The following is a 20,367-nucleotide window of genomic DNA, read 5'->3' as shown; positions in this document are numbered from 1 at the left end:
CGTGGCGCGCGGTTTCCAAAAAAGTCGTTTTTCCCTCCCAGGCGCTGACTCGCTTGTGCAGGAAGCAGCACGGAGGCTGGCCTGCACCTTCCAGCCCCATGTCAGCCGCCAGGCTCGCGAAGCCGTCCCTCGACGTACTTGTGAAGCACGCTGGCAATCAGCGTTTGATAGGGAATGCCCTCAGCCAGGGCCCGCTTCTGCAATCCGCGAAGGTCCTTCGAGGACAGCCGAATGTTGATTCTCGCATCCTTGCGGAACATGGCATCGGCATACTCCTTGTGGAGCTTCTGGGTCTGCGCAGCGCCTTTGGAGCGCTTGAGCCTTCCCCCTTCATACGCCTCCAGGATTTCCTTCTCTTCCTGATCCAGTTCACTCATCCTTTGAACCTCCGTGCTTCTTCGTGGCCTTTCGGCTCGGAATGATGGTCTTCAGAAAGACCTCCTCATCCGATTCGACAAAAGGCACCAGGTAAACGTAACCCTCGATCTCGATCACATGAATCTGTTGTCCGGGGTACCGATCCTGATTCGGATGATCGACGGTTTCGATGATGTCGCCGGCCCGAATGTGGAAGACGACGTCCTCAAACGAGATGCCTCGCTGAGCTTTGAGGGTGTCGTTCTTGTCCGGGTTCCAGACGATGAACTTCACGCCCCAGAATATAGCACAACGTGTGCCGGTTGTCTCCAGGGCAGCAGGCGGTCAGGCTCCGTAAGGCGGCCCCAATCATTGGGAGCAGATCAATCCCTCGAATCCTGCCCTAATCGGTCCCGGTCAGTTTGTCGAGGCGCTTTTGCAGGCGGGTGGAGGCCTTGGGTTTGATGGTTCCGAAGGTGAGGCAGCGGTTTAGGATCTTGATCTCGGCCTTGGTGTTGCCCTGCTTGCGGTAGATGCGGGCCAGTTGCTCGTAGTACCAGTGGGGGACGCCGGTTTGGTGGCGGCGGGCCTTTTCTTCGATGGTGTCAATTAAGACGAGCAGCATATCGGCGGCTTCCTCGAGTTTGCCCTCTTTCTTGAGTTGACGGATCTCGGGGACGAACAGCGGCGGGCCGTGGAGGATCTTTTCGTCGCTGGGGATGGGGCGGGCGGGGCCGGAGGGCTCCTCGCGGGCCAGCAGCGAGACCGTGAAACCCCGGCCGTGCAGGAAAGGGCTGATCAAGAGGGCGATAGGACCTAGCAGGAAACTGGCCGCCAACCATTGAAGCCAGTGAAAGCGGCGCACCATCCCCATCAAGATCGACAGCGCCGCACCGGCCATCCAGACGACGAGAAGCAGGTTCCAGCCCAGGTAGTCGGTCATCAGATCAGGGCCCTGGTTGTGGCGGGGGATGGGCTTCGTAATGCTGGCGCAGCAGGTCCTTGCCGTAATCGGCCGTACTCCTCCCAGGCGCTAGGGGCACGGCGGTATGAGGTCGTACCAGTAGCGAGCGGAGCGAGTGCAGATCAAACTGGTCGGACGATTCGCCCTCTATCTAATCAACGTATGGCGAGTCCCGCTCACTGGCAATGGACAGTCTTTGTGGCTGTGCGAGCAGTTCCACCCCCATCCTGGTAATTGATTGTAACCGTCGCCACTCCCGCTGCCGTGCAGTGAACGAGCACGCCTCCAGCTCCGCCGAGATTCGACACTGTACAAGTGGCAGTTCCTGCCGGTACCACACTGCAGGACGTTGCAAAGGTACCGAATCCGGTCGAGATTCGCCGCGGTTTACAGATGGGAAAATGATAGTCGTGCCCCTTGCCCAGGCGACTCGTTGCTCCGATCGTCGCGCCCCGAAGGAACCCTTCGGTGACAATCCCTGTTCCGGTCCAGCTAAGAGAGGCCCCCGTCGCGCTATTGTAGCCCTCTTCCCTTTTTGAGAATAAGATTCGAACATATCCATCGTCTAGCTCATTCAACAGCGGAAAGTCCGCCTCCAATCCCAGCGTCTCTTCAAGGACACCCTCGTCGGGCCTGAAGCGTCCCTGGTCAGCGCTGCCGTATTCGGCCACCATCTCATCCGGGAAGTCTCCGATAGCCCCTTGAAGAATGATCGGGCCGGTCTGTCGGCCGCCCTCAAGAGGCAGAGTGATCGAAGGCAAGGACAGCCAAACCCGATCCACTGTAAAGGAGTCACCCGACCATCGACGCGTGTAGGATCCAAAGAGGCCACCTTCGATGCGGATCTCCTCGCCTCCGAGTTCGTTCGGAAACCGGAGAACCACGCTGCCGGACCTCAGCTTGACGAATGTCTCCTCTGGAGTAGGCGAGCTACTACAAGATGCTACCAAAAGCAGCAGAATGGCCAGAAACAAGCGCGTGACGGCGAGCTTGAAGTTAGATCGTGTTGTCATAAGATCCCCCCTCATGGCGCGGCTGGCAGCCTGACAATAAGGGTTGTATCCACAATGCCAACCACCGCAAAAGCGGGACCCAGCCTCTTGGGCCGTGGCGTTGTAGATACAATCGTGTTGGACTGAGCCGCGTTGAATGTTTGTGGGGATTGTATCAGCCTAGGGAGCCGAGTGCACCCGGACCGAGGGCGCAGCGGACTAGACTAGGGCCACTAACTAGGTGGCCAACAAATTCACAGACGCGTCAAGTTTCAGTGACTGCAGTGAAGGCCCAATGCTCGGCGGTATGAGGGCTCTCGCCACTAGCGGAGGGATTGTCGCTTTGACCCTGGCCTACGAGCGCGCGCGGGGGAGTGGGGCAGACCCTGCGGCAAGGAGGCGGAGTGAGGGCTGAGGAGCCGCTGCGGAGTCTTGAGCGGTCGCGCGTGAGGTCAGCTCTCCAATCCTCGTGCGCAGGTCCTATGTCCTGCACTGTCGTCCAAGAGTCCTTGGATTCACATAGGATTCGCCTGGGAGGGGAAAACGACGTTTCTGCGTCGTGGGCGCCGCGCGGTTTCCAAAAAAGTCGTTTTCCCTCCCAGGCGCTGACTCGGTGTGCATGGTTGCCGATAGGCTAACGCTGCTTGAGGGCGCGGCGGATGAGGGTTCGGGCGGTGGTGTATTGTCGGGCCGTGTTGATCGAGATCCAGCGCGAGACCGGATATTTGCCGGCCCACTCGAAGACGCCGGCCTGCAGCAACTCCCGGTCGTCGAGGGAATCGATCGTTCGCATGACCCGCTCGTAGCCCTTTTCAAGGCGGGAGCGCACGGAACGATAGGACTCTGGCCGTGCCTTCTTGACCAGATCGTCGTTGAGCCGGGGCGTCTCGGTCCATCGGTATCCCTGGGCGGGCAACACCGGGACCTGGCCCCGCCGGCCCGCCTCGACCCAGTCGATCACCCGTTCCGTCCACCAAGCCCGCACCGCCAGGAGATCTTTGACGCTCCAGGTCTCGACACAGGGCACATCACCCGCTCGCGGACCTGCTGCCTCCAGCTCGGCCTGCAGCTTCTGGAAAGCCGAGCGGGTCATTTCGATGAGTTCGTCGCGTGTCGTCGGTATCGGCATGGCTGGATCATTCTAGCCCGCTTCGGCGTTCCCTTGACAGGAGCTGATGCAGGCGGCGGCTGGGTAGGGTTATGCTAATGCGTCGTGGGAAGATCCCAGGCTAACGGGGGCGACGATGGAGAATAAAGATTTTTACGCTGATGTTTTAAGGAAGCTGCGCGAGGCGGGGCTGGAGGAACTGGCCCGCACGATCGCCCTCAAGGCTCGGGACTCGATCCGCATCGAGCGGGACGAAGGCTCAAGCGGGGCGGCCGTGCCCTCCAAGCTGGGGGGCAGGCCCGATCTTCCCCCTACCTTTGCCTGGCCCGTAGGCGAATCTCATCCGCTGGCATTCCTGGCCCAGTTCAATCTTTCCGAGGTGGCCCCTCTGGCCGAAGAGACCGGCCTGCCCGGCGAGGGGGCGCTCTATGTTTTCTACGACTGGCAGCAACAGCCCTGGGGATTCGAAGCCCAGGACTGCGACGGCTGGCGGATCGTCTATCTCCTGCCTGAAGACCTTCATACGCTGGAAGCACTCGAACCGCCTGCCGAAGACCCCGAGGCCTGTCCCTTCTTCAAGGAGATCTTCCTGCGCTTCTACCGTCAGCGGACGCTTCCTGGCCCCGACAGCCCCGAGCTGGAGGCTCTCGATCTCGACGACGACGACCTAGACGCCTACTGCGACATCATCGGCGAGCTTGAGGAAGAGCACCGCCCCCTGCATCAGTTCTTCGGCTACCCCACCCAGGACCAGTCAACCGACATGCCTGCAGAGGCCGCCAAGCTGGCTTCACAAGCCTTCCCCAAAACCCCTCCACCCGCCAAACCCGAAGGGGACGAGTGGGTCATGCTGCTGCAGATCGACAGCGACGACGAAGCGGGATTCATGTGGGGCGACATGGGACGGCTGCATTTCTGGATCCGCCGCGACGACCTGCGCTACCGCCGCTTCGAGCGAGCTTGGATGTTTTTGCTTTGCGGCTAGTGCTGCCGGTCATAAGTTCTGAGCCAGGGCCCTCCGTTCTTGTCCCTGACAGGGACAGATTCGCCAGCCCAGGGTCAGCCGCGGCGAGCGCAAGCGAGACGGCGGCGCCAGCCTGGGTTTCAGACGGCAAAGGTCTGAACGCTGAAAGCGTGGAATAACGCCACAAGGTGGCTCAAAACTTCTGACGCACTGCACTATTGGCTTCCGCCATGGCTCCAGCGAAGTACTGCCGAACTCCTGATCCTCTCGATCTTTCAGGTGCCGCCTTAGCTCAGGGGAAGTATCGGTAGATGTCGCGGCGATGGAGGCAGCGCACGAAAACCGCTGTCGTGCCTTCGATCTCGAGGCCGACCCGGTAGTCGCCGAGACGAAAGCGATAAAACTGCCCGCTGCCGCCGACCAACTTCTTGAGGCTTGAAAGCTCCTTCAATTCACCCGCCGCTTCCACCTCTTCGATCACTTCGCGGATTCGACGAAGCAGTTGCCTATCTTTTCTCAGCTTCTTCAAGTCGCGCTCGAAGCTCTTGCGGAACGCCGTTCTCACGAACGGTCCTCAAGCAGGTCGAAGATACGTGCGCGGTCTACCGACTCGGTCTGACGGCCTTGTTCAATGGCTTCGACAAGGGCGACGTCCTCAAGCACTTCGGCCAACAAGTCCCGCAAAACGTCGCGCTGCTCGTTCAGCGTCTCGGTCAAAGCCTCTTTGATGGCTTGCTTCAGGGACTCGTGCGAAGTGCTCATGATGCTAAGAATACCATGAGCAGCGATAGTGTTTCTTGCCGGCAAATTCATCTTTTCTCCCTAGGACCGGAACCTCCGGGAGCTGAATGCCAAATATGCACTGTGGGTGCACCCAACGGCTGTTTTTCAGTTATACTGGCCCTAGGCCACCTGGGACCTTCCCGGAGGTTCCGGTGGTTAAGAGCCGTCGATGGTTTTGGCATCGACGGCTCGCTTGCCATCTTATCGGAAATAATCTCGAATAGCAACCAATGGTTCATAAAAGTCGCTGTTAAATCACTCTCAAGAGCATATACCAAGTTGAAAATGCAGGAGCCGGGCTGACTCGCTTCGCTTGGGCCGCGGGAGCGCCTCCATGCCTTCAGCGAAGGAGGGCATTCGAAGATGCCCGTCCATGAAGCCGGTCACACGACCGTAAGGTACAATACCGCCGCCCATGCGCGATCAAGTGCTCGACAATCCGCTCATCAACAAAGACCTGGCCCCCACCCGCGACGAGGAGCGCACCTGGGGACTCTGGCATATCGCTTCGCTGTGGGTGGGGATGAGCGTCTGCATCCCCACCTACATGCTGGCTTCGAGCATGATCTCGGCGGGAATGACCTGGCAGGAAAGCCTGGTGGCCATCTTCCTGGGCAACGCCATCGTGCTGCTGCCGCTGATCCTCAACGCCCACGCCGGCACCCGCTACGGCATCCCCTTTCCCGTCTTCGCCCGCGCGGCTTTCGGAACCAAGGGCGCCCACATCCCCTCGATGCTGCGTTCGCTGGTGGCTTGCGGATGGTTCGGCATCCAGACCTGGATCGGCGGAACCGCCATCAACGTGGTCATGGGCATCCTCTGGCCGGGCTGGGCCAAGCTGGGCGGGAGCTTCAGCTTCATGGGCTACGGACTGCCCGAGTACCTCAGCTTCATCGTCTTCTGGCTCATCAACATGTATTTCGTGTGGGCCGGGACCGAGTCCATCAAGTGGCTTGAAACGCTGGCCGCGCCCTTTCTCATCGTGGTCGGTCTGGCGCTGCTTTGGTGGGCCGCTTCCAAAGTGGGAGGGATCGGGGCCATCCTGGAGAAGTCGGATGAGTTGGCAGCCCAGCGTCCGCCCAGCAGCGGGCTACATTTCATGGGGGCTCTCTTCATCCCCTGGCTGACGGCCATGGTCGGCTTCTGGGCCACCCTGTCTCTCAACATTCCCGACTTCACCCGCTACGCCCGCAGCCAGAAGGACCAGGCCCTGGGACAGGCGGTGGGACTGCTGACCACCATGCCGCTCTTCGCCTTCATCGGCGTGGCCGTCACCTCGGCCACCGTGATCCTCTACGGGCATGCGGTGTGGAATCCGGTGGAGCTGCTGCAGATCCTCAGCCAAGAGGAACGTTCGCCCATGCTGGGGCTGATCGCCATGCTCTTTTTGGGCCTCGCCACACTGAGCACCAACATCGCCGCCAACGTGGTGGCGCCCGCCAACAGCTTCGCCAACCTCAATCCGCGTTTCATCGGCTTCCGCCAGGGCGGACTCATCGCGGGCATCATCGGCATCCTCATCTTTCCCTGGGAGTTGCTGGAGATGTACCAGACCTGGCTCATCAGCTACTCGGGACTGCTGGGGGCGGTGGGCGGCGTGCTGCTTTGCGACTATTACTGCATCCGGCGCACCCAACTCGACTCCGAGGCGCTCTACGATCCCGCCGGGGCTTATTGCTACGGAAACGGTTTCAACAGCGCGGCACTCGTGGCGCTGGTGGCCGGCATCGCCGCCGCCTTGGCGGGAAGACTGCATCCCAGCCTCGACTTCCTCTTCAACGGCGCCTGGTTTACCGCCACCGCCGTCTCCATGCTGGTTTACTGGCTGGCCATGCGCAACAGCAGCGCGAGGGCGCAATGACGAAAGGCGTCACAGCGCCGCTGCTGGAGCAGGTACAAGCCTTCGCCTCGCGGACGGCTCTGGCCGACGGCGGCGGATCCTATACCTATGGACAGGTGCGGGCGCGGGCGCGGGCTGTGGCGGCTCATCTGCTCAAGACCGCCGACGAGCCGCTGCAAGACCTGGAGGAAGCCCGCGTGGCCTTCTTGGCCGAGCCGGGAATCGACTACGTTTCGGTTCTCTTGGGCATCTGGATGGCGGGAGGCGTCGCCGTACCCTTGTGCGCGCTGCATCCCCCCCGCGAGCAGCGTTACGTCATCCACGACACCGGGGCCCGCCGCTTCGATCTTGAGGAACTCGACGCCGACCCTCATTCCGGTGAAGGCGCAGACATGCCGCAGCTCTCGCCCGACCGCCGCGCCATGATTCTCTACACCAGCGGAACCACCTCGCGTCCCAAGGGCGTGGTCACGACCCATGCCAACATCGCCGCCCAGGTGGAGACGCTGGTCGAGGCCTGGGGGTGGAGACAGGACGACCGCATCCTGCACGTGCTGCCCCTGCACCACACCCACGGCATCGTCAACGCCATGCTGTGCGCCTTCTGGTGCGGAGCCTGCGTGGAGTTCTTGCCCCGCTTCGATGCCGCCGAAGCCTGGGAGCGCCTGGCCGGCGGACGCATCACGCTCTTCATGGCCGTCCCAACCATCTACGCCCGCCTCATCCGCCACTGGGAAGAATGCACCGCCCGGCAGCGACGCCGCCTCTCCCGAGGCTGCCGCGAGCTGCGCCTGATGGTGTCGGGATCGGCCGCCCTGCCCGCGGGCGATTTCCGCCGCTGGAAGGAGATCAGCGGGCACGACCTGCTGGAACGCTACGGCATGACCGAGATCGGGATGGCGCTTTCAAACCCGCTGCAAGGCGAGCGCCGTCCGGGATTCGTGGGGCGTCCGCTGCCGGGGGTCGACCTTCGGCTGGTCGACGAGGGGGGCGAGCCCTTTGAAGAAGAAGGCCGCAGCGGGCAAATCCAGGTCAAAGGGCCGATGGTCTTTCTGGAGTATTGGAACCGTCCTCAGGCCACTGCCGAATCCTTCACCGAGGACGGTTATTTCAAGACCGGCGACATGGCGGTCGTCGAGAACGGCTGCTACCGCATCCTGGGACGCTCTTCGGTTGACATCATCAAGACCGGCGGATATAAGGTTTCGGCGCTGGAAATCGAGGACGTCTTGCGGACGCATCCCGCCATTGCCGAATGCGCCGTGGTGGGTGTGCCCGATCCGGAATGGGGCGAACGGGTGTGCGCAGCCTTGGTTCCGGCCCCTTCGGCGCAGGGGGCGGAAAACGCCGCCCAATCCCCGGCGCCCGACATCGAAAGCCTGCGCGGCTGGTGCAGGGACAAGCTGGCCGCCTACAAGATTCCCAAAGACCTGCGGACGGTGGAGTCCTTGCCCCGCAACGTGCTGGGCAAGGTGACCAAGCCCGAGGTCAAGAAGCTTTTCCAGGTCCGCAGTCGAGAGCAGGAGACATCATGAAGAAAATCTATGATCTCAGCCAACCCCTCAACCAGGACGCGCCTTTCTGGCCCTACTATCCGCCCTTCGAGGTCAAGTACATCAAGCGCAAAGCCGAGCATGGCGTCAACGCTCAGTACATCCAGACCTCCAACCACATGGGCACCCATCTCGACGCTCCCCGCCATTTCGTCACCAGCGGACGCACCATCGACCAGATCCCCCTGGACTGGCTCTACGGTCCCGGAGTCATCGTCGACCTCAGCGACGAGATGGACGACCTGGCCGCCTACACCCCCGAGATGATCGAGGACCGGGTAGAAATCAGGAACGGCGACATCCTGCTCCTGCACACGGGATGGCACCGCTACGCCCAGTTCGGCGATGAGGCCGACGAAGAGCGCTACATCCACCTCCATCCCGGCGCCCATCCCAGGATGGTGGACTGGCTGCTGGAAAAGAAAATCCGCATCTGGGGCGTGGACTGCATCTCCACCGACCATCCCATGTGCCTTCCCATCGGGCGCTTTCTGGGCAAAGGGATGCACGGCCACTGCGACCGGGTGCGCAAACTCTGCGAAGAGAAGTTCGGCGGCGCTGAAGCACTGGAGAAGCTCTTCCCCGACAGCGCCTACCAGTTGACCCACAACGCCCTTTTCCCCCACGACTGCATGCATATCGAAAACCTGGGCGGAGAGATCGACAACCCCGAGCTGGCCAATAAACGCCTTACGCTGGGCGTCTTTCCCTGGTTGTTCAAAGGCGGCGAAGCGGCCTTCTGCCGGGTGGTGGCCTTCGGCGACCGTTAAAGCTGACCTCCTTGGCTAAAGCTATGGAGGGCGGGCAGGAGTCAGGCATGGATGAGAGCAAAGATATCGCTCGCTCGCCGGCCTACCGGCAGCGGGAGATGATCGCCCGAGGCGAGTTGTCGGCGCGCGAGCTTCTGGAGGCTTGTCGGAGACGGTTAGACGAAGTCAACCCGCACATCAACGCGGTTGTGACGGTTTCGGAAAAGGCCGAGGACGAGGCCAGGGCCCTGGATGAGCGGCAGGCGCGGGGAGAGGAACTGGGGCTTCTGCATGGACTGGTGGCGGGCATCAAGGACGTGACGCCGGTGAAAGGCCTGCGCACCACCTTCGGGTGCACGGTCTACGCCGACAACGTCCCCGACGAGGACGCGCTGGTGGTGCGCCGCCTGCGGGCCGCCGGGGCCGTCATCCTGGGCAAGACCAACACCCCCGAGTTCGCCGCCGGCGGCAACACCTTCAACCCCGTCTTCGGACGCACCCGCAATCCCTGGAACCTGCAGCGCAGCGCCGGCGGATCCACCGGGGGCGGAGCGGCGGCGCTGGCCACCGGCATCATTTCGCTGGCCGAAGGCACCGACCTGGGCGGGTCGCTGCGCATCCCGGCGGCCTTTTGCGGAGTGGCTGGCCTGCGTCCTTCGCCGGGACTGGTGCCCACCGTCCCCTCCGAGTACTTGTGGGACAACCTGCAGGTCAGCGGCGGACTGGGACGCACCTTCCCCGACATCGCCCTCTTCCTGCAAGCCGCCGCCGGACCGTCCCCTGAGTGCCCCATCTACCAGCCCGTCCAGGGACGCGACTTCCTGGGGGGATGCCTGAGCGAACTCCCCGAAGACCTGAAAGTCGCCTACTGCGCCGACATCTCCGGCTACGGCGTCGATGAGGAGGTCGAGCAGGCCTGCCGCCAGGCCGCCCTGGAACTGCGCCAGGCGGGAGCCGTGGTGGAAGAGGTCGAACTCGACCTCTCCTTCGCCCGCCAGGCCTTCATCGCTTTAAGAGGGCACTGGATGGTCTGTCATCACCTGCGGCGCTTAGGCTTTCTGGGACAGTTCGGCGACAACCTGCGCGGCAACATCGAAGCCGGACTCGAGGTCACGACCGAGGAACTGGCCGCCGCCGAGCAGGCCCGGGGACATCTGTGGCGCCTCATGGGCGATTTCTTGCAGGACTACCACCACCTGCTCACGCCCACCCTGGCCGTCCCGCCCTTTCCTGTGGAGCAGAACTACCCCGAGACCATCGGCGGCCAGAAGATGAAGACCTACATCGACTGGCTGGCCTCCACCTTCCTGCTCAGCCTGACCAGCCTGCCCGTGGCCTCGGTCCCGGTGGGACCGGACGCCAACGGTTTCCCGGCGGGCCTGCAGGTAGTGGGGCGTCCGCTGGGCGAAGAGCAAGTCCTCTGCACCGCCCGCCACCTCCACGACCTCTCCTCTCCCGGCCTGCCGCGGCTGCCGGGTTAGCCAGGCACCCCTGGGGCCCTCCTTGCGCCAAGGCTATGGAGGGCTTGGCGATGGCTCGAAGGTACCGGCAACCGGGATGATGCCTCCCACCACTCAAGCATCATCCCGGTCGCTGGTACCCGCCAAGCCCTCCCATAGCCCTGGCGTAAAGAAGGGCCGCAAGGAGGCCTCCCACCAGTCAAGGAGCATCTCGGTCGCCCGCTCACCAGCGCAGGGAAAGGCAGGTCAGGCCGCCGTCCATCTTGCGGGCTTCGCCGGTCTCGACTTCAGTGACGTTGAAGCCCTGAGATTTCAGTTGCCGGCGTGTCTTGGGGAATCCTCGGGCCAGCAGCAGGCGGTCGTTGACGGGCAGGGCGTTGGCGGCGTAGGACTCGTCGTCGTCGACCACCATCAGGCGGAAATCCTGAAGGGAAGGATGGTCGGCGAAACGGGAAGTCGTCAGCATGGTCTCCGGCCCAATCCAGTTGAGGTCGGACTTCAGATGCAGTCCGGGCCCCACCTCGATCTGGCAGCACTGGTAGCCCATGGGTTCCAGCAGGTCGGAAAGTTGGCGGACGCCCTGCCCATTGGTGCGCGCGGAGAGTCCGATGAAGACGCGCTTTTCGGCCACCAGGACGTCTCCGCCGTCCAGCGTGGCGGGGGCCTCGATGCGTCCGATCAGGGGGAGGCCTTTTAAGGCCGCTTGCACCGATTCGACTTCCCCCCGGCGGGACGGTGCGCCGGGACGCGTCAAGACCACGCCTTGCGGCACCAGGACGGCCACGTCCTCGACGAACCAGGCATCGGGATGGCCCTGCAAGGGCTCCATCACTTCGACGTGCAGGCCCGCTTCCCGCAGGGCATCCACGTAGGCCTGATGCTGGCGCAGCGCCTCTCGCAGGTCGTGTGCAGCCGGCGGTTGAGTGGTCAGCCCCGAGGCGAACTCCGGGCCGGGAGGCCGCACCAGTGCTGTGCGCAGTGACAAATTCATGAACGGCTCCTCATCACGACGTAGACGGGGAGTCCCGCCAGGAGCAGGAGAAATCCCCAATAGACGGCTTCGGCGCCGGCTCCGGCGATGACCCACAGCGAGTAGAGGAAGGCCACCGAGGCCAGCGCCGCGGCTGCCGGACGGCCCATCCTGGAGGGCTTCTGGCGCAGCACCCACTTCAACTCGCTCATGGAGGCGAAGGCATAGGGAATGACGGCGGTGATGGTGGCCAGCAAGATGGCGAAGGTGAAGAGTTCCACCAGGCTGCGGGTGTAGTTGAGCACCAGGATGAAGCTGGACAGCACGCTCGATATGACGATGGCTGTGGACGGGGTGCCGTCGGGGGCGGTGCGTCCGAAAAGCGCGGGGAAGAGTCCGTCCCGGGCCATGGCCATGGGCAGTTGTCCCTGCACCAGAATCCAGCCGTTGAGGGCGCCGAAGCAGGACACCGCGGCCCCGATTCCCACCAGATAGGCCCCCCAGCTTCCCCAAATGACGCGGGCGGCGTCGGCGAAGGGGGCGGTGGAAAGTTCCAGGGTCTCTGCGGGCAGCATGCCCGAAACGGCGCTGCTGCTGACGATGTAGATGACTGCGGTCAGGCCGGTTCCCAGCAGCGTCGCGCGCGGGATGGTTCGGCGTGGATCCGCGACGTTCTCGGCCGGGATAGTCGCCGACTCCAGCCCCAGAAAAGCCCACAAGGTCAGCGTCACCGAGGCCAGCAAGGCCGATCCCAGGGGCTGTCCGTCGGCGGGCGCCGCCACGATGTTCTCCAAATCGACGAAGGCCCAGCCCACGGTGCCGACGGCGATCAGCGGCACCAGTTTGAGCAGGGTGGTGGCGAGCTGAGTCATCCCTCCCCGCCGGATGCCGCTGGCATTGATCCAGGTCAGCAGCCACACCACGCCCAGGGCCACGCCCGCCGCCACCGTCCGGTGGCGGCTCAGCACCGGCCAGAAGACGGTCAGATAGCTGACCATCGCCACCGAAATGGCGGCGTTGGTGGCCAGGATGGAGATCCAGTAGCCCCAGGCCATGAGGAATCCGGCGAAGTCGCCGAAGCCCTCGCGTGCGTAGGCATAAGGTCCGCCTGCCTGGGGAATGCGGCGGGCCAGCCGGGCGAAGACCGTTGCCACCACCAAGGCTCCGACAGCGGTCACCAGCCATCCCAGCAAGGCGGCGCCCCGATAGGGGGCCAGCGAAGCCGGCAGCAGGAAGATCCCCGAACCCACCATGTTGCCCACCACCAGGGCCGTGGCCGTCCACAGCCCGAGTTTCGTTCTGGCCGCAGGCGGGTTTGATGGAGATCGTTCCGTCATGGCATTCCCTGCTCGGACGCTTGGGGGACGGCCTATGCTACCTCAACCCGCGCGGAGCGGTGGCCGACGGCGTTCGCTTAAGGGCCACGCCTCGCCCAAGCCGAGGCAACGATGCCCGCCAGGAAGCCGCCGAGGTGGGCTTCCCAGGAGACCTCGGGACCCGCCGCAATGGGGGTGAGGCCCCAGATCATCCCTCCGTAGAGGACGATGGCGGCCAGCGCCAGGAGCAGCGAGAAAAGGCTGCGGTCGAGCCATCCGCGGGCCAGCAGGAAGCCGAAGTAGCCGAAGATAAGTCCGCTGGCGCCGATATGAACCGCATCGCGGGCCAGCAGCCACACGCCCGCTCCGCCCAGCAGGACGATCGTCACCGTGGCGGTCAGAAAGACCTTGCGTCCGTTGAGGGCCACCAGCCCTCCCAGCAGCAAGAGCGGCAGGCTGTTGGCCAGGGCGTGCTCGGGACTGGCGTGCAGCAGGGGCGCAGCCACCACGCCGATGAGTCCGCGCGCTTGGCGGGGAATGATCCCCAGGGAGGCCAAACGATGGTCGAGGAGCAGCCAATTGACCAGTTCAACGACCCAAATCACTGCCAGCAGCCGCAGCACCAGCCCCAATGCGTCCTCGATCTGCCGTGATGCCATGGCCGAAAAGATGCGGGTTGCCGTCGACCCTTGTCAAGAAGCCGCCTGGACCAGGCTGCGACCCGTCCCTAGCGAGACGTTCATCGCGCTTGAGACGTTCTTGTCCCTGACAGGGACAGATTCGCCAGCCCAGGGTCTTGCCAAGTTCGAGGTGCGATATGCGAAGTTCAAAAGAACCCCGAAGGGGTGCGATTCGCTAGCCCAGGGTGGAGCCCGCTGCAAGCGCAGCGACGCAAGGGCGCAACCCTGGGTACCGCGGTTGGCCCGATTAAAGTTAGGATGCAGCATGGCTCAAGACTCTTGACCGACTGCACTAGTCAGATGGCGCGCCCGGCCGCAGGCCTTTGCTTTTTCGGAGTGGATCGCCCTCCCGGCGGGCATTGGATCTGCCTGATTGAACTCCCGGGCCTTACAATGTCGGGGCGATCCTCCTCAACGGAGGGAGAAAGGAGACCGGATGAGCGCATTGCAGCGACCCGACCAATCGGAGTACTTCAAGTACTATCACAACTATATCTCCCGGGTTCCTGACGGGGACCTTCTGCAGATCCTCGAAGATCAGGCCGCCCAGACCGTGCAATTGCTGGGAGGGCTCAGCGAAGAGGACGCCGAAAGGCCGCTGGGGGAAGGGAAATGGTGCCCCAAGCAGATCATGTGTCACCTCATCGATTCGGAGCGCATGTTCGCCTTTCGGGCCCTCAGCTTCGCCCGCAAAGATCCGGCTTCGTTGCCTTCATTCGAGCAGGACGAGTGGGTGGAAAACTCCAACGCCATGGAGCGCGGCTGGTCGGACCTGATCGAGGAGTTTCTGGCCGCCCGCCGTTCCCACCTGGCCTTGCTGCGCGGTTTTCCCGAGGAAGCCTGGACGCGGACGGGAACGGCTTCGGGATATTCCTTCACGGTAAGGGCCCTGGCCTACGTGATGGCGGGGCACGAACTGCACCATCAGGAAGCCCTGCACAACTTCGCGGCGGCTCACGCCTGATCTATCTGGCTTCTCCGGCCCCCGCCGGCAGCGGCAGTCCGATGCGCCTCAAGAGGGGCTCATAGCGAGGATCGCCGCGCAGGGGTTCGTAGGTGGGCTTGAACTTGATGTAGACGATGGCCGGATCGTTGCGGTCCAGGGCTTCATCGAGTCGGGCGAAGGCCTCCTGCAAGTCTCCCAGTCCGGCCAGCACCTGGGCAATGTCGGAGGGAGGAACGTAACTCTCGTCTGCCATGCGGCGCAGACGCCTGACCACCTCGCGGGCGTCGTCGACTTGGCCGTGGCGGGCCAGCACATGACCCAGGACGGCCCAGTTTGCGGGATCGTCAGGGGACAGATGGACGGCCTTGCGCAAGGGCCTGAGGGCTTCTTCGAAACGGTCCTGGCGCAGCAGCGCCAAGGCGCTCTCGCGAAGCAGCAAAGAAGAATCGGGGTTGATGCGCCGGGCCACTTCCAGGTGGCGCCGGGAGCGGGTCTGGTCGTCCAGTGCGGCCAGGACCGAGCCCAGCTTGACATGGGCCAGGAAGGAGTCGGGCTGGAATCCCAAGGCATCGTTGAACTGTTCCACGGCTTCCAGATAGTGGCCTTGCGCGATCAGCATCATGGCGTACCATTGGCGTGCCTCCACCGACGTGGGATCGAGCAGAATGGATTGCTGAAAGCTCTCTCCAGCAGCCTGAAAGTCGCGCTCATAGAGATAGAGAGCCAGGCCCAAAGAAGCGTGGGCGGACGGCAGATCGCGATCAAAGACCAGCGCCGTGCGTGCCGCCTGCAAGGCCCTGGGCAGCATTTGCCCGGGAGGCTCGACTCCGTAAAGGGCCAGCAGTGCCGCGGCATCGGCCAGACCGGCGTGGGCGCGCGCCAGGGAGGGGTCGGCCTCGATGGCCGCTTCGAACAGACGCAAAGATTGCCGCAGACCGTCGGGGGTGCGCTTGTTCCACTCCGCCCGTCCTTGGCGGTAGAGGGCCTGAGCGTCGCCTGGGGTCCCGGAAGCGGTCTGGGAGCTGCCTTGATTCAGGCAGCTGCCGCTCACCAAGGCGCCCATCAAAAGGAGACAGGCTGACGCCGCAGGCTTAAACATGCCCCTCAGCCTAGCAGAATTGCCCTCTCCCGCACGAGCCGCTGTCTCAGATGCTGAAATCGGGGTAGTCGCGGCGCAGGATCTCGACCATCCTCTCCAGAGGACGCCTCAAGTGACCGGTCTGCTCGAGCTTCTTTTCGTGGCGGGCGATGAGCCGGCTGCCTGACCCGATGGTGATGCCCAAGCGCCGGCACAGGGCCGAGAGAGTGACGCAGTGACTGCGCTTGACCAAGATGCCGGCAGCGGCCCGGGCCAAGGAGATGCGACCGAAACGCTTTTCGGGATTGCACAGGTCATCTTCCTTGACCTTGTCGAAGACCTGCAGGACGGCACTGAGAATGTCGTCCAGCGAAACCTGGCGCCGCAGGTCGCGGCGACGTGAGGTGGTCACCACCTTGCGGACGTAGTCGGTATCGACTCCCCCCGCCGGGGCCTTTTCTTGGGTGCGGGGCCAGACTTCCTGAGGCTTGGCATCGTGGACCTGAAGAATGCGGAACAGGTTATCCAGGTTGATGTTGTAACGGTCGTTCTCCAGGCAGTTGTAGGAGCCCAAGGCGATGCCCGCCCGCCGCGCCACCTCGTGCGAAGACAAACCGCGGGAGATGCGCAACTCCTTGATCCGCTTGGCGACGTAGCTGTTGACTAGCCGCTTGCCGTTCTCTTGTTCATCCAGGAATGTCCCTTTTACCCCGGAAGGCAAACCACTGGTTCCGGTGTCTTGATGTGCTCTCACTGCTGCTTCCCCTTTCATGCACATACGCTTCCGTTCCACCCAAGCGGATGCGCATCGGTGGACCTTCTGAGATTCAAACCAAATAAGTTTGAAGAATACTGACACTTCTATCACAGGATTCTAAGAATTGGCAAGAGTATCTTAGAAAAATAACGAAGATTCGGCCATTGTGACGAGGTTGCGGATTTCCTCTGGTCTTGTTCGCCAATTCCTGGCATGATGAAAGGCGTCAACAGCCTTTGTAGGCTGACGGAACGAGATGGAGCTAAAGCACAAGGAGACAATCTATGTTGAGGTACTTTTTCGTCGTTATGGTCACCCTGGTTTCGCTGGGAATCACCATGGTGGACGGTCCCGATTCCTCCCAGGCGTCTGAGTTCGAGGCCGACACCTCGATGATGATCACTTTCAATGGAGGCATCCCGCCCTTCGAGCGCTGCATGCCCTATCCTCAGTGCGCCGAGGAGAATAAAGACAACAACTCTTCCAGTGGCGGTAGCGGAGGGGAATAGCCCTCCCGGGACGGCGGGGAACAACGTTCCCGAGATAGCCTCTAGTTGACTGCCGGCTGTGATTTTCCTTGACAGCCCTAGGAGAGGTATGTCAACTTACGGGCATCGTGGATATCCATTGGCCAGACTATCTGTGGACGGTTCTTTTCTTCGCAGCCGGCGCTTGGATCGTCGGGCGCTTTCTTTTTCAACCTCGCAGGATCGCGCAATTCCCCGCCTTTTTCGGTTATGCGATATGGCAGATCGGCTCCGCCGCGGCCGTCTGGGGGCTGTATTGGGCCCAGGTGCCGTGGCTCTATTCCTTTAACCGCGTGGTGCAGGTTTTGACGCTGGCGACCGTCACGGCCGTACTGATCGAGATCTATTTCGTCCTCAAGCGGCGCGCCGACTGGAGCCACTGGATCGCCCTTCTGGTATTCACCCTCGCCGCCGCCGTTCTGGCCAGAGGACCCATGGCGGGCTATGACTATTACTACGGCCTGATCACCGTCTTCATGCTCTTCAACTGCGCCTTGGCCGTCATGGTTCAGTTGATGCGCCTGCGTTCCCGCCGCGTCAGTCTGGGGCGGTCATACAGCCGCATACTTTTCGGCCTCTCGCTGATGCTGGCCTTTCAAACCTTTCTCTATGTTTACGGCCTGCTCGACTTGACGCCCTGGCCCTGGCTGGTGGCTCTGGCACAGCCCATCTCCTTGGCCGGATGGCCCTGGTATATTGCCGCCCTTCAGCGAGTTGAGCTTCCTGCCCGTTTGGATCTCGCCGAGGAGGAGGAAGAGCTGGAACTGAGCCTGGTCAATCCGCCGGGAAGCGTGGTGGCCAAATGAACGAGTTTCTCTTGCAGTTGATGGCCACCCTGCTGCCGCTGGGACTTCTGCTCTTCGGACTCATGCAGCCCCGCATCTCGACTCAGGAACGTCGTCGCTGGTCACGCAATTCTCATGCAGCGCCCATACTCAGGGAAATCACATCGGCCGACTTCCGCAAGCGCGGCCGCCGACTCTGCCGTTCTCAAATCGACCAGTACCGCAGTCTGATCCTGCACGACCTCTGGAAGCTGAGTCATAACAGCCTGCGCCGCCAGGTTTGGCTGATCGCCTTGGGAATCATCTTTTTTCCTACCGACCTGCTGCTCCGACTCAAGTCTTATCTTTGGCCCTCGGGACTGGACCTTCACCCTCTCCTCAATCTGGAGGTTCACCTCCGGCGGCGACTCGATCTGGACTCGATCTGAAGCCTTTTCAAGTTAAGCGGCGGGGCTTGTCGTCCGCTCCGGGTTAGAACGTGCATTCTGAGTTTGGGCTCAAGGAAGAGCTTGGGTTATGATCACAGGTCCAGTGAGCAAGGGTAACGATTGGAAGGAAGGATTAGCCCGGTTTTTGCGTGAAGTGCGCCGGGAGGTCGGGCTTTCAACCACCGCCATCGCCGAGTCGTCCAAAGGGTTGCCTAAGGAATTCCGCATCAGTCCCGGATACGTTACCCACCTCGAGCAGGGACTCTCGCTTCCCTCGGCTCCCAAGCTGCTGACCATCGCCCGCGCCCTGGGACGTCCGGTTTCCGACTTCTACCGCGCCATGGGTGCCCGCCCCGATGATCTGTGCGACCATCCCGACATTGAGGGCGACGACTACGACCTCTACGCCAGGATTCAACTGCTCATCCAGCAGGGCAAGAAGGAAGAGCTTGAACAGCAACTGCGTCTTTTGGAGCGGGACGACGAAGACCAGAGGCGGCTGCGCGAATTGATGGCGCGTTGCGGCGCTTCGGGTTCGGTGCTGATGCTGCTGACTCCCGACAAGGCCCTGGCGGTGGCCCAAGTCAACACGCCTTTCAAGGAATGCAGCGCCTTGCTGCAGGCCCGGGGCGAGCGTCCCGGCTGGAAATTGTTGCGGCCCAAGAGCGGATCCAATCTGACTCTGGCCTTGAGAGAGCCCAAACGCCCCTCCCAGATCATCGAGACCGATCTGGACGTGCTCTTCATCCGCTGGCAAAAGTACGATCAGGCCTGAACGAGGGGGCTCAGTCGGCCGCTGCGCCTTCCCGCTTCAGGTCCGACGCCTGCAACTGGGCCGGCGAGGAGAATCCGCTCAGAGCCAGGGCCAGATCGAAATCGGCCAGCAAGCGCAGCAGCACTTCCCGCACTCCCTCCTCGCCGTCGGCCGCCAGTCCCCAGGCGTAGGGCCGTCCCAGCAGGGCGGCGTCAGCTCCCAGGGCCAGCGCCTTGAGCAGGTCGCAACCGCTGCGCAGTCCGCTGTCGAAGAGAAGGGGGATCTCGTCCGGAACCTTGCGGCGGATGGCGGGCAAAGTCTCCAGAGCGCCGATGGCTCCGTCCACCTGGCGTCCGCCGTGGTTTGAGACGACGATGCCGTCGGCTCCCACATCCAGCGCGATTTGGGCGTCCTCGGGATGCAGGATGCCCTTGACCAGAAGGGGCAGGGAAGTCATCTGGCGCAGGCCTTTGAAGTCGTCCCAGGTCATGGAGGGATCGGAGAAGTTCTCCAGGAAGTGGCGGATGGCCGGTTCCGCGTCTTCCTCCGGCGCTGCCGGCAGAGCGGCCCGAAAGACGGGATCGCTGAAGTAGTTGGCCAACCCTTCGCCCCGCAAGAAGGGGTTGAAGCCGCGAGCCAGATCGCGCGGACGGTAGCCCAGGTAACGCGTATCGAGAGTGACCATGATGGCTGTGAAGCCGGACTTCTCGGCGCGCTCCAGGAAGCTCCCGGTGAGTTGCGGGTCGCGCGGCCAGTAAAGCTGAAACCAGCGGGGTCCATGGGGTGCCTGGGAAGCAATCTCCTCCATGGCGGTGGAGGCCGCCGTGGAGTGGATGTAGGTCAGTCCCAACGATGCGGCGGCACGAGCCGTGGCCGATTCGGCCTCTTCGTGGAGCAGGCCCTGGACTCCGATGGGGGCCAGCAGCAAGGGGGCGGGATGAGTTTGCTCGAAGAGGCTCACCGAGAGGTCGCGCTCGGCGACGTCGCGCAACATGCGGGGGACGATGCGCCAGCGGCGGAAGGCCTCTTCGTTGGCCTGCATGGTGTCTTCCGTCCCCGCGCCTCCGGCCACGTAATCGTAGGCGCTGGGACGCAGCTTGCGGCGGGCTTGCTCCTTGAGTCCCTGGTAGCTCAGCTCCAATTCCGGACGGCGCCCTTGCAGCCCCGCCAGATAGATGGCGTCCTGATGCCTGGAATAATGCTCGCTCATGTCTGAGAGTCTACCGGAAGGCGATTCCTCTAGGCCAATCCGCTCCTCTTCCAACTTCGCTAGGGCCACTAGGTGGCCAACAAGTTCACACACGTGTCAAGTTTCAGTGACCGCTGTGAAGGCCCAATTCCTCTCGGCGGTATGAG

Annotated in this window: 22 protein-coding genes; 10 read left to right on the top strand and 12 right to left on the bottom strand. The window is 62.7% G+C overall.

Annotated features, from left to right (window positions below):
- Nucleotides 1–101: 101 nt before the first annotated feature.
- The 4 genes from VLU25_14945 to VLU25_14930 all read right to left on the bottom strand — a co-directional run bounded on the left by VLU25_14945 (nt 102) and on the right by VLU25_14930 (nt 3,442).
- Nucleotides 102–377 (bottom strand): antitoxin, encoded by a 276-nt coding sequence (locus VLU25_14945; GenBank protein ID HSR69231.1) that lies wholly within the window; start codon nt 375–377, stop codon nt 102–104.
- On the bottom strand, nt 370–651 hold the full coding sequence (locus VLU25_14940; protein HSR69230.1) for a BrnT family toxin: 282 nt from the start codon (nt 649–651) through the stop codon (nt 370–372). The genes VLU25_14945 and VLU25_14940 overlap by 8 nt, the downstream gene beginning before the upstream one ends.
- 109 nt (nt 652–760) lie before the next feature.
- Nucleotides 761–1,300, bottom strand: coding sequence for a hypothetical protein (locus VLU25_14935; GenBank protein HSR69229.1), 540 nt, complete (start codon nt 1,298–1,300; stop codon nt 761–763).
- A gap of 1,647 nt (nt 1,301–2,947) precedes the next feature.
- Nucleotides 2,948–3,442 carry a ClbS/DfsB family four-helix bundle protein gene (locus VLU25_14930; GenBank protein ID HSR69228.1) on the bottom strand — a complete coding sequence of 165 codons (495 nt, stop codon included), beginning with the start codon at nt 3,440–3,442 and terminating at the stop codon, nt 2,948–2,950.
- 115 nt (nt 3,443–3,557) lie between these two features.
- Between VLU25_14930 and VLU25_14925 the strand changes: the two genes are divergently transcribed.
- Entirely contained in the window at nt 3,558–4,406 is an 849-nt protein-coding gene (locus tag VLU25_14925; protein ID HSR69227.1) for a YwqG family protein, read from the top strand.
- 271 nt (nt 4,407–4,677) lie between these two features.
- Here VLU25_14925 and VLU25_14920 read toward each other — a convergent pair whose 3' ends face one another.
- Entirely contained in the window at nt 4,678–4,950 is a 273-nt protein-coding gene (locus VLU25_14920; GenBank protein HSR69226.1) for a type II toxin-antitoxin system RelE/ParE family toxin, read from the bottom strand.
- On the bottom strand, nt 4,947–5,147 hold the full coding sequence (locus tag VLU25_14915) for a hypothetical protein (GenBank protein ID HSR69225.1): 201 nt from the start codon (nt 5,145–5,147) through the stop codon (nt 4,947–4,949). The genes VLU25_14920 and VLU25_14915 overlap by 4 nt, the downstream gene beginning before the upstream one ends.
- A gap of 436 nt (nt 5,148–5,583) precedes the next feature.
- Here VLU25_14915 and VLU25_14910 point away from each other — a divergent pair, with 436 nt between their 5' ends.
- Genes VLU25_14910 through VLU25_14895 form a run of 4 tightly spaced genes read left to right on the top strand, consistent with a single transcriptional unit; the run spans nt 5,584 to nt 10,791 of the window.
- The gene (locus tag VLU25_14910; GenBank protein ID HSR69224.1) at nt 5,584–7,029 is read left to right on the top strand and encodes an NCS1 family nucleobase:cation symporter-1; all 1,446 of its coding nucleotides are present in this window, start codon (nt 5,584–5,586) and stop codon (nt 7,027–7,029) included.
- Nucleotides 7,026–8,543 carry an acyl-CoA synthetase gene (locus VLU25_14905; protein HSR69223.1) on the top strand — a complete coding sequence of 506 codons (1,518 nt, stop codon included), beginning with the start codon at nt 7,026–7,028 and terminating at the stop codon, nt 8,541–8,543. The genes VLU25_14910 and VLU25_14905 overlap by 4 nt, the downstream gene beginning before the upstream one ends.
- The gene (locus VLU25_14900) at nt 8,540–9,331 is read left to right on the top strand and encodes a cyclase family protein (protein HSR69222.1); all 792 of its coding nucleotides are present in this window, start codon (nt 8,540–8,542) and stop codon (nt 9,329–9,331) included. Before VLU25_14905 ends, VLU25_14900 begins: the two co-directional genes overlap by 4 nt.
- Before the next feature lie 47 nt (nt 9,332–9,378).
- A complete protein-coding gene (locus tag VLU25_14895; protein HSR69221.1) occupies nt 9,379–10,791 on the top strand; it encodes an amidase family protein in 1,413 nt (470 codons plus the stop codon).
- A gap of 202 nt (nt 10,792–10,993) precedes the next feature.
- Here the strand turns inward: VLU25_14895 and VLU25_14890 are convergent, their stop codons facing one another.
- The 3 genes from VLU25_14890 to VLU25_14880 form a co-directional block, all read right to left on the bottom strand.
- Nucleotides 10,994–11,761 carry an arginine deiminase family protein gene (locus tag VLU25_14890; protein HSR69220.1) on the bottom strand — a complete coding sequence of 256 codons (768 nt, stop codon included), beginning with the start codon at nt 11,759–11,761 and terminating at the stop codon, nt 10,994–10,996.
- Nucleotides 11,758–13,077 (bottom strand): amino acid permease, encoded by a 1,320-nt coding sequence (locus tag VLU25_14885; GenBank protein ID HSR69219.1) that lies wholly within the window; start codon nt 13,075–13,077, stop codon nt 11,758–11,760. Before VLU25_14885 ends, VLU25_14890 begins: the two co-directional genes overlap by 4 nt.
- Nucleotides 13,078–13,154: 77 nt before the next feature.
- The gene (locus VLU25_14880) at nt 13,155–13,715 is read right to left on the bottom strand and encodes a rhomboid family intramembrane serine protease (GenBank protein HSR69218.1); all 561 of its coding nucleotides are present in this window, start codon (nt 13,713–13,715) and stop codon (nt 13,155–13,157) included.
- Between the two features lie 457 nt (nt 13,716–14,172).
- Between VLU25_14880 and VLU25_14875 the strand changes: the two genes are divergently transcribed.
- A complete protein-coding gene (locus VLU25_14875; protein HSR69217.1) occupies nt 14,173–14,700 on the top strand; it encodes a DinB family protein in 528 nt (175 codons plus the stop codon).
- Nucleotide 14,701: 1 nt separating this feature from the next.
- Here the strand turns inward: VLU25_14875 and VLU25_14870 are convergent, their stop codons facing one another.
- On the bottom strand, nt 14,702–15,733 hold the full coding sequence (locus tag VLU25_14870) for a tetratricopeptide repeat protein (GenBank protein ID HSR69216.1): 1,032 nt from the start codon (nt 15,731–15,733) through the stop codon (nt 14,702–14,704).
- A gap of 94 nt (nt 15,734–15,827) precedes the next feature.
- The gene (locus VLU25_14865) at nt 15,828–16,514 is read right to left on the bottom strand and encodes a helix-turn-helix transcriptional regulator (protein ID HSR69215.1); all 687 of its coding nucleotides are present in this window, start codon (nt 16,512–16,514) and stop codon (nt 15,828–15,830) included.
- Nucleotides 16,515–16,801: 287 nt separating this feature from the next.
- On the opposite strand from VLU25_14865, the gene VLU25_14860 reads away from it, so the two are divergent.
- From VLU25_14860 to VLU25_14845, 4 genes are all read left to right on the top strand, one after another.
- Nucleotides 16,802–17,026, top strand: a complete 225-nt coding sequence (locus tag VLU25_14860) for a hypothetical protein (GenBank protein HSR69214.1) — start codon at nt 16,802–16,804, stop codon at nt 17,024–17,026.
- A 107-nt stretch (nt 17,027–17,133) separates the two neighbouring features.
- Entirely contained in the window at nt 17,134–17,850 is a 717-nt protein-coding gene (locus tag VLU25_14855; GenBank protein HSR69213.1) for a hypothetical protein, read from the top strand.
- Nucleotides 17,847–18,257, top strand: a complete 411-nt coding sequence (locus VLU25_14850) for a hypothetical protein (GenBank protein HSR69212.1) — start codon at nt 17,847–17,849, stop codon at nt 18,255–18,257. Before VLU25_14855 ends, VLU25_14850 begins: the two co-directional genes overlap by 4 nt.
- 103 nt (nt 18,258–18,360) lie before the next feature.
- On the top strand, nt 18,361–19,032 hold the full coding sequence (locus tag VLU25_14845) for a helix-turn-helix transcriptional regulator (protein ID HSR69211.1): 672 nt from the start codon (nt 18,361–18,363) through the stop codon (nt 19,030–19,032).
- Nucleotides 19,033–19,042: 10 nt separating this feature from the next.
- Here the strand turns inward: VLU25_14845 and VLU25_14840 are convergent, their stop codons facing one another.
- Nucleotides 19,043–20,221 (bottom strand): alpha-hydroxy-acid oxidizing protein, encoded by a 1,179-nt coding sequence (locus VLU25_14840; GenBank protein HSR69210.1) that lies wholly within the window; start codon nt 20,219–20,221, stop codon nt 19,043–19,045.
- Nucleotides 20,222–20,367: the final 146 nt, after the last annotated feature.

The organism is Acidobacteriota bacterium, from assembly GCA_035471785.1.
GTDB lineage: Bacteria > Acidobacteriota > UBA6911 > RPQK01 > DATIPO01 > JANQFM01.
The sequence above is the reverse complement of the archived record's forward strand: the minus strand, read 5'-3'. Positions and strand labels throughout refer to the sequence as shown.

What these genes read in the sequence shown, in the direction of transcription:
- VLU25_14915 (HSR69225.1), bottom strand. Translation starts at nt 5,147, where the DNA reads ATGAGCACTTCGCACGAGTCCCTGAAGCAAGCCATCAAAGAGGCTTTG.
- VLU25_14945 (HSR69231.1), bottom strand. Translation starts at nt 377, where the DNA reads ATGAGTGAACTGGATCAGGAAGAGAAGGAAATCCTGGAGGCGTATGAA.
- VLU25_14930 (HSR69228.1), bottom strand. Translation starts at nt 3,442, where the DNA reads ATGCCGATACCGACGACACGCGACGAACTCATCGAAATGACCCGCTCG.
- VLU25_14885 (HSR69219.1), bottom strand. Translation starts at nt 13,077, where the DNA reads ATGACGGAACGATCTCCATCAAACCCGCCTGCGGCCAGAACGAAACTC.
- VLU25_14895 (HSR69221.1), top strand. Translation starts at nt 9,379, where the DNA reads ATGGATGAGAGCAAAGATATCGCTCGCTCGCCGGCCTACCGGCAGCGG.
- VLU25_14860 (HSR69214.1), top strand. Translation starts at nt 16,802, where the DNA reads ATGTTGAGGTACTTTTTCGTCGTTATGGTCACCCTGGTTTCGCTGGGA.
- VLU25_14840 (HSR69210.1), bottom strand. Translation starts at nt 20,221, where the DNA reads ATGAGCGAGCATTATTCCAGGCATCAGGACGCCATCTATCTGGCGGGG.
- VLU25_14900 (HSR69222.1), top strand. Translation starts at nt 8,540, where the DNA reads ATGAAGAAAATCTATGATCTCAGCCAACCCCTCAACCAGGACGCGCCT.
- VLU25_14935 (HSR69229.1), bottom strand. Translation starts at nt 1,300, where the DNA reads ATGACCGACTACCTGGGCTGGAACCTGCTTCTCGTCGTCTGGATGGCC.
- VLU25_14875 (HSR69217.1), top strand. Translation starts at nt 14,173, where the DNA reads ATGAGCGCATTGCAGCGACCCGACCAATCGGAGTACTTCAAGTACTAT.
- VLU25_14910 (HSR69224.1), top strand. Translation starts at nt 5,584, where the DNA reads ATGCGCGATCAAGTGCTCGACAATCCGCTCATCAACAAAGACCTGGCC.
- VLU25_14905 (HSR69223.1), top strand. Translation starts at nt 7,026, where the DNA reads ATGACGAAAGGCGTCACAGCGCCGCTGCTGGAGCAGGTACAAGCCTTC.
- VLU25_14850 (HSR69212.1), top strand. Translation starts at nt 17,847, where the DNA reads ATGAACGAGTTTCTCTTGCAGTTGATGGCCACCCTGCTGCCGCTGGGA.
- VLU25_14925 (HSR69227.1), top strand. Translation starts at nt 3,558, where the DNA reads ATGGAGAATAAAGATTTTTACGCTGATGTTTTAAGGAAGCTGCGCGAG.
- VLU25_14880 (HSR69218.1), bottom strand. Translation starts at nt 13,715, where the DNA reads ATGGCATCACGGCAGATCGAGGACGCATTGGGGCTGGTGCTGCGGCTG.
- VLU25_14890 (HSR69220.1), bottom strand. Translation starts at nt 11,761, where the DNA reads ATGAATTTGTCACTGCGCACAGCACTGGTGCGGCCTCCCGGCCCGGAG.